Consider the following 6,745-nt stretch of genomic DNA (forward strand, 5'->3'; position numbering starts at 1 on the left):
GCTCGGCGGGATGCGCGGCCTGATGGCCAAGCCGTCCGGCGAGATCATCGAGACGCCGATCATCTCGAACTTCAAGGAAGGCCTGACCGTCCAGGAGTACTTCAACTCCACCCACGGCGCCCGTAAGGGCCTGGCCGACACCGCGCTGAAGACCGCCAACTCGGGTTACCTGACCCGCCGTCTGGTGGACGTGGCGCAGGACTGCATCATCACCGAGGAAGACTGCGGCACCACGCGCGGCATCACGCTGCGCGCCGTGGTCGAAGGCGGTGACGTGCTCGTCTCGCTCGGCCAGCGGATCCTTGGTCGCTTCGCGGCCGAGGACATCAAGGAGCCGGGCGGCGGCGACGTGATCGTGCCGGCCGACAGCTACCTCGACGAGAACATGATCGAGCTGATCGAAAGCGCCGGCGTCCAATCGGTGAAGGTCCGCTCGGTCCTGACCTGCGAAACCAAGAACGGCGTCTGCGGGGCCTGCTACGGCCGCGACCTGGCGCGCGGCACGCCGGTGAACATCGGCGAGGCCGTGGGCGTCATCGCGGCCCAGTCGATCGGCGAGCCCGGCACCCAGCTGACGATGCGGACCTTCCACATCGGCGGCACCGCCCAGGTGGCCGAGCAGTCGTTCTTCGAAAGCTCCAACGAGGGCGTGGTGCGGCTCTCCGGCGGCAACACCGTCGAGAACGCCGAGGGCCACCTCATCGGCATGAGCCGCAACCTGGTGATGACCGTGCAGGTCGACGGCAAGGACCGCGAGTCCTACAAGCCGCCGTACGGCGCCCGCCTGCGGGTGAAGGACGGCGACAAGGTCAAGCGCGGCCAGCGCCTGGCCGAGTGGGACCCGTACACCACGCCGATCATCACCGAGGTCGCGGGCCGCGTGCGGTTCGAGGACCTGGTGGAGAACTTCTCGGTCCGCGAGGAAGCCGACGAGGCCACCGGCATCTCCAACCGCGTCGTCATCGACTGGCGCGCCTCCACCAAGGGTTCGGACCTGCGTCCGGCCATCGCGGTGCTGGACGAGCAGGGCGCCTACAAGCGCATCTCCAACGGCGGTGAGGCCCGCTACCTGCTGCCGGTGGGCGCCATTCTCTCCGTCGGCGACGGCGACGAGGTGAAGCCCGGCGAAGTGCTGGCCCGTATGCCCACGGAAAGCGCCAAGACGCGCGACATCACCGGCGGTCTGCCGCGGGTGGCGGAGCTGTTCGAAGCGCGGCGTCCGAAGGACTGCGCGGTGATCGCCGAGATGGACGGCCGGGTCGAGTTCGGTCGGGACTACAAGAACAAGCGCCGCATCAAGATCACGCCGGAAGACGGCGGCGAGGCGGTCGAGTTCCTGATCCCGAAGGGCAAGCACATCGCCGTCCACGACGGGGACATCATCCGCAAGGGCGAGTACCTGATCGACGGCAACCCGGATCCGCACGACATCCTGCGCATCCAGGGGATCGAGGCGCTGGCCGACTTCCTGGTGAACGAGATCCAGGAGGTCTACCGACTGCAGGGCGTGCCGATCAACGACAAGCACATCGAGACGATCGTCCGTCAGATGCTGCAGAAGGTCGAGATCGTCGAGCCCGGCGACACCGGCCTGCTGAAGGGCGACCACCTCGACAAGCTCGAAGTGGACGAGGAGAACGCCAAGACGGAAGCCCGCGGCGGCCGTCCGGCGATCACCCAGCCCGTCCTGCTCGGCATCACCAAGGCGTCGCTGCAGACCCGCAGCTTCATCTCGGCGGCCTCGTTCCAGGAGACGACCCGCGTCCTCACCGAAGCCTCGGTGCAGGGCAAGATCGACACCCTGGAAGGGCTGAAGGAGAACGTGATCGTGGGCCGCCTCATCCCGGCGGGCACGGGCTCGTACCTCCGCAACCTGCAACGCATCGCCGCCAAGCGCGACGAGGCGCTCACGCAGAGCCGCGAGGAAGCCATGGAGCCGCTGCCGGAGATCATCTCCGACGCGGCGGAGGCCGAGCGCGTCGACGGCTAAGCCCCGACAGCCAGAACCCAGCGAGCGGCCCGGGAGCGATCCCGGGCCGTTTTGCGTTCGGGCCCACGGCGCTCCCTCGCAGGGCCCCTGCGGGTGGCGAAAGGGGGCGCGGCTTCCTAGATCAGGCGGAGCTTCCCACGGAGGAGACGACCGGTGCCCCTGCTGCTTTGCCCCAACGACAACACCTCGATGCAGAACGTGAACCGTGGCGGCGTCGAGATCGACATCTGCCCCACCTGCCGCGGCGTCTGGCTGGACCGCGGGGAGCTGGAGAAGCTGCTCGGCGGGGTGAAGGAGGAGACATCGGCTGTCCAGAAGGACGTCCAGCGGTTCGACCGCGAGGTGCAGGAGTTCCATCGCAACCCGGACGCCTGGAAGCAGCGGCACCCGTACGACAGCCAGCACGGCCGCTACAAGTACGACGACGACTACCACTACAAGAAGAAGAAGAAGGGCTTCGACATCTTCGACATCTTCGACTGAGGTGGCTGGGCGGCCCGCTCTTCTGATCGCGATCTAGGTCAGAAAGGTCGGCTGGCGCTTGGGCGGTCGTTTCCGAGCTGGCGGGCCATGTCGCTGGCCGAGGCGCCAGGACCGCCGCGGCCGGCGGCCACCGGCGGCGTGGGCGGGGCGCCGCGGTAGCGCGCGTCGGCGGCCTTCCGGGCGGCGACGGCGGCGAACCCCTCGAGCTTGTCCGGGCTGACGCCTGGCCCGGTGAACGGCGCGTCGCGCGCGCCGGACGCCAGCTGCTCCTCGCAGCGAGCCCGCTCCTCGCGGGACAGGCGCCCCGGGTTGGCGCAGCCCAGCACCCCGCTGCGGAGCACGCGGGACAGCTCCAGCGGCCCCAGGCCGCCCGCCGGCGGCGGTGAGCTGGCCGCGACAGGCGAGGGCGCGGGCCGGACCTCGACCGCCTCTGGCTGCGCCGCCGTGGGCGCGATCAGGGGCCGTACGTGGGCCGGCAGGTCGCGCGGGCGCACCTGCCGGCGGTGCAGGCGGATGGGGCCGCCGCCTTCCCCCGCCGGACCGGGCGGGACGGCCATGGGCGCCAGCAGCACGGGGATGATCGGGATCGGCGGGCCTGCGGCTTCCGGCGGCCGGACCGGAGCCTTGGGCGCGTGCAGCGCCAGGACGGCGAGCACGACGAGGTGCAGCGCGGCCGATACGCCGACCGCCACCGCGCCGCGCGGGTACCGCCTGCTGGCCATCCGCCCCTTTCCGTCCGCCCCGAAGCTGCAGCGTAGACGAGGGGGCCGTGACGGCGTTTTCATGGCGCCCCTCCGCGGCTGCGGCGCAAGCGCCTCCGCCCTTGCGCAAACGTTGACGGGCAGGCGCTTCGCGACTATGTAGCGCGCTCTTTCGAGCCGGGGAGTCTTTCCCGGCCGGAGACGTGGTTCCCGCCGGAACGCCTCACGACGGCGTCCCGGCGAGTTTTTGCGTTCACCGGAAGCCTCGGAAACCCGACGACAACAATAACCCCCATCGAGGCGCCTCGGCCCAACGGCACACGCCTCCGCAGCGAGATTAGATGCCTACAGTCAACCAGCTCATCCGCAAGCCGCGCCAGGACAAGCCCTCGCGCAACAAGGTGCCGGCCCTGAAGGGCTGCCCCCAGCGCCGTGGCGTTTGCACCCGCGTCTACACGACCACCCCGAAGAAGCCGAACTCGGCCCTTCGTAAGGTCGCCAAGGTGCGCCTGACCACCGGCATCGAAGCGGTGTGCTACATCCCCGGCGAAGGCCACAACCTGCAGGAGCACTCCGTGGTGCTCATCCGCGGGGGCCGGGTGAAGGACCTTCCGGGCGTCCGCTATCACATCCTGCGCGGCGTGCTCGACACCCAAGGGGTCAAGGACCGCAAGCAGCGTCGCTCGCTCTACGGCGCCAAGCGTCCGAAGTAAGGATCAGAAGTCATGTCCCGCCGCCGCCGCGCAGAAAAACGCCAAGTCCTTCCGGACCCGAAGTTCGGGGACCTGGTCGTCACCAAGTTCATGAACTACGTGATGTACGAAGGTAAGAAGGCCGTCGCCGAGAACATCATCTACGGCGCCTTCGACATCCTCGAAGCCAAGCGCAAGGACCAGGGCCCCCTGGAAACCTTCCACGCCGCGCTCGACAACGTCGCCCCCGCCATCGAGGTGCGCTCCCGCCGGGTCGGCGGCGCCACCTACCAGGTGCCGGTCGAAGTCCGTCCCGAGCGCCGCCGCGCGCTCGCCATCCGCTGGCTGGTCAACGCCGCCCGCAATCGCGGCGAGAACACCATGACCGAGAAGCTGGCCGGCGAACTGCTGGACGCCTCCTCGAACCGTGGCTCCGCCGTGAAGAAGCGGGAAGACACGCACAAGATGGCCGAAGCCAACCGGGCCTTCTCGCACTACCGCTGGTAAGCGCCCATATCCTGAGCTTTCCGGCGCGGGCGGTTTGAGCTAAACCGCCCGCGCCGTTCGTTCAGGCGCCCCTCACGAACGCCCTTTTCCGAGCACCCGCTATGCCCCGCACGCATAAAATCGAAGACTACCGCAACTTCGGCATCATGGCCCACATCGACGCGGGCAAGACGACGACGACCGAGCGGATCCTCTACTACACCGGCAAGAGCCATAAGATCGGCGAAGTCCACGATGGCGCGGCCACCATGGACTGGATGGAACAGGAGCAGGAGCGCGGCATCACGATCACGTCGGCCGCGACGACCGCGTTCTGGAACGAGAAGCGCCTGAACATCATCGACACCCCCGGGCACGTGGACTTCACCATCGAGGTGGAGCGTTCGCTGCGGGTGCTCGACGGCGCCGTCACGGTGCTCGACGGCAACGCCGGCGTGGAGCCGCAGACCGAGACCGTCTGGCGCCAGGCCGACAAGTACAAGGTTCCGCGGATCGTGTTCGTCAACAAGATGGACAAGCTCGGCGCCGACTTCGACAAGTCGGTGGAGTCGATCCGCGACCGCCTGGGCGCGAAGGCCGTTCCGATCCAGCTGCCGATCGGCTCCGAGTCCGCCCTGCGCGGCCTGGTCGACCTGGTCCGCATGAAGGCGGTGGTCTGGGACAACGACGGCCTGGGCGCGAAGTACCGTGACGAAGAGATCCCGGCCGACCTCAAGGAAAAGGCCGAGGCCGCCCGCCACTACATGATCGAGAACGCCGTCGAACTCGATGACGAGGCGATGGAAGCCTACCTTTCGGGCGAAGAGCCGTCGGAAGAGGTGATCAAGAAGTGCATCCGTAAGGCCGTGCTGACCGGCGCCTTCTACCCGATCCTCTGCGGCTCGGCGTTCAAGAACAAGGGCGTCCAGCCGCTGCTCGACGCCGTGGTCGACTACCTGCCCTCGCCGGTGGACATTCCGGCCACCAAGGGCATCGACTTCCGCACCGAGGAAGAGATCGAGCGCAAGGCCTCGGACGACGAGCCGCTCTCGATGCTGGCCTTCAAGATCATGGACGACCCGTTTGTGGGCTCGCTCACCTTCTGCCGGATCTACTCCGGCAAGATCGAGACGGGCATGGGCCTCCTGAACTCGACCCGCGACAAGAAGGAACGCGTCGGCCGCATGCTGCTGATGCACTCCAACAACCGCGAGGACATCAAGGAAGCCTACGCCGGCGACATCGTCGCCCTGGCCGGCCTGAAGGACACCCGCACGGGCGACACCCTGTGCGACCCGAACAAGAGCCCGGTGATCCTGGAGCGCATGGAGTTCCCGGCGCCGGTGATCGAGATCGCCGTGGAGCCCAAGTCCAAGGCCGACCAGGAGAAGCTGGGCGTCGCCCTGCAGAAGCTGGCCGCCGAGGATCCGTCCTTCACGGTGTCGACCGATCACGAGTCCGGCCAGACCATCCTGAAGGGCATGGGCGAGCTGCACCTCGACATCAAGATCGACATCCTGAAGCGCACCTACAAGGTGGAAGCCAACATCGGCGCGCCGCAGGTGGCCTACCGCGAGACCATCTCGCGCCGGGCCGAGATCGACTACACCCACAAGAAGCAGACCGGCGGCACGGGCCAGTTCGCCCGCGTGAAGCTGGTGTTCGAGCCGGGTGAAGTGGGGTCGGGCTTCCAGTTCGAGTCCGCCATCGTCGGCGGCGCGGTGCCGAAGGAATACATCCCCGGCGTCGAAAAGGGCCTGACCTCGGCCAAGGAAAACGGCCTGCTGGCCGGCTTCCCGGTCATCGACTTCAAGGCCACCCTGGTGGACGGCGCCTTCCACGACGTCGACTCCTCGGTTCTCGCCTTCGAAATCGCTTCGCGCGCGGCCTTCAAGGAGCTGCGCGAGAAGGGCGGCGCCAAGCTGCTCGAGCCGATCATGGCCGTCGAGGTCGTGACCCCGGAAGAGTACCTCGGCTCGGTGATCGGCGACCTGAACGGCCGCCGCGGCCAGATCCAGGGCCAGGACGTGCGCGGCAACGCGACCGTCATCAACGCTTTCGTGCCGCTGGCCAACATGTTCGGCTACGTGAACAACCTCCGGGGCATGTCCCAGGGCCGGGCCCAGTTCACGATGCAGTTCGATCACTACGAGGCGGTGCCGCAAGCCGTCGCCGACGAAGTGATCAAGAAGTACGCCTAAGACATCCAACCCTAGTTTAGAGGACAGGCCCGGACAGGGCTGGAGCTTGAAATGGCCAAAGAGAAATTCGAACGTAATAAGCCGCACTGCAACATCGGCACGATCGGCCACGTCGACCACGGCAAGACGACGCTGACGGCGGCGATCACGATGACGCTGGCGAAGTCGGGCGGCGCGACGGCGAAGAAGTAC

Annotated in this window: 7 protein-coding genes; 6 read left to right on the forward strand and 1 reads right to left on the reverse strand. The window is 67.7% G+C overall.

The window, feature by feature from the left end:
- Nucleotides 1–1,990 (forward strand): DNA-directed RNA polymerase subunit beta' (locus tag VIL67_RS13725; RefSeq protein WP_473964809.1); only part of this gene is annotated, 1,990 nt, incomplete at its 5' end.
- Nucleotides 1,991–2,143: 153 nt separating this feature from the next.
- On the forward strand, nucleotides 2,144–2,473 hold the full coding sequence (locus tag VIL67_RS13730) for a TFIIB-type zinc ribbon-containing protein (RefSeq protein WP_332049476.1): 330 nt from the start codon (nucleotides 2,144–2,146) through the stop codon (nucleotides 2,471–2,473).
- A 38-nt stretch (nucleotides 2,474–2,511) separates the two neighbouring features.
- Here VIL67_RS13730 and VIL67_RS13735 read toward each other — a convergent pair whose 3' ends face one another.
- Nucleotides 2,512–3,195, reverse strand: a complete 684-nt coding sequence (locus VIL67_RS13735) for a hypothetical protein (protein WP_332049477.1) — start codon at nucleotides 3,193–3,195, stop codon at nucleotides 2,512–2,514.
- 320 nt (nucleotides 3,196–3,515) lie between these two features.
- Between VIL67_RS13735 and rpsL the strand changes: the two genes are divergently transcribed.
- From rpsL to VIL67_RS13755, 4 genes are all read left to right on the forward strand, one after another.
- The gene (gene rpsL, locus VIL67_RS13740; RefSeq protein WP_056018026.1) at nucleotides 3,516–3,887 is read left to right on the forward strand and encodes a 30S ribosomal protein S12; all 372 of its coding nucleotides are present in this window, start codon (nucleotides 3,516–3,518) and stop codon (nucleotides 3,885–3,887) included.
- 12 nt (nucleotides 3,888–3,899) lie between these two features.
- Entirely contained in the window at nucleotides 3,900–4,373 is a 474-nt protein-coding gene (rpsG, locus tag VIL67_RS13745; protein WP_332049478.1) for a 30S ribosomal protein S7, read from the forward strand.
- Nucleotides 4,374–4,474: 101 nt separating this feature from the next.
- Complete coding sequence (gene fusA / locus VIL67_RS13750; RefSeq protein WP_332049479.1) at nucleotides 4,475–6,553, forward strand: elongation factor G; 2,079 nt, start codon at nucleotides 4,475–4,477, stop codon at nucleotides 6,551–6,553.
- Nucleotides 6,554–6,604: 51 nt separating this feature from the next.
- A partial coding sequence (locus VIL67_RS13755) for a GTP-binding protein (protein ID WP_296514694.1) occupies nucleotides 6,605–6,745 on the forward strand: 141 nt, incomplete at its 3' end.

The organism is Phenylobacterium sp., assembly GCF_036563385.1.
Classification (GTDB): domain Bacteria; phylum Pseudomonadota; class Alphaproteobacteria; order Caulobacterales; family Caulobacteraceae; genus Phenylobacterium.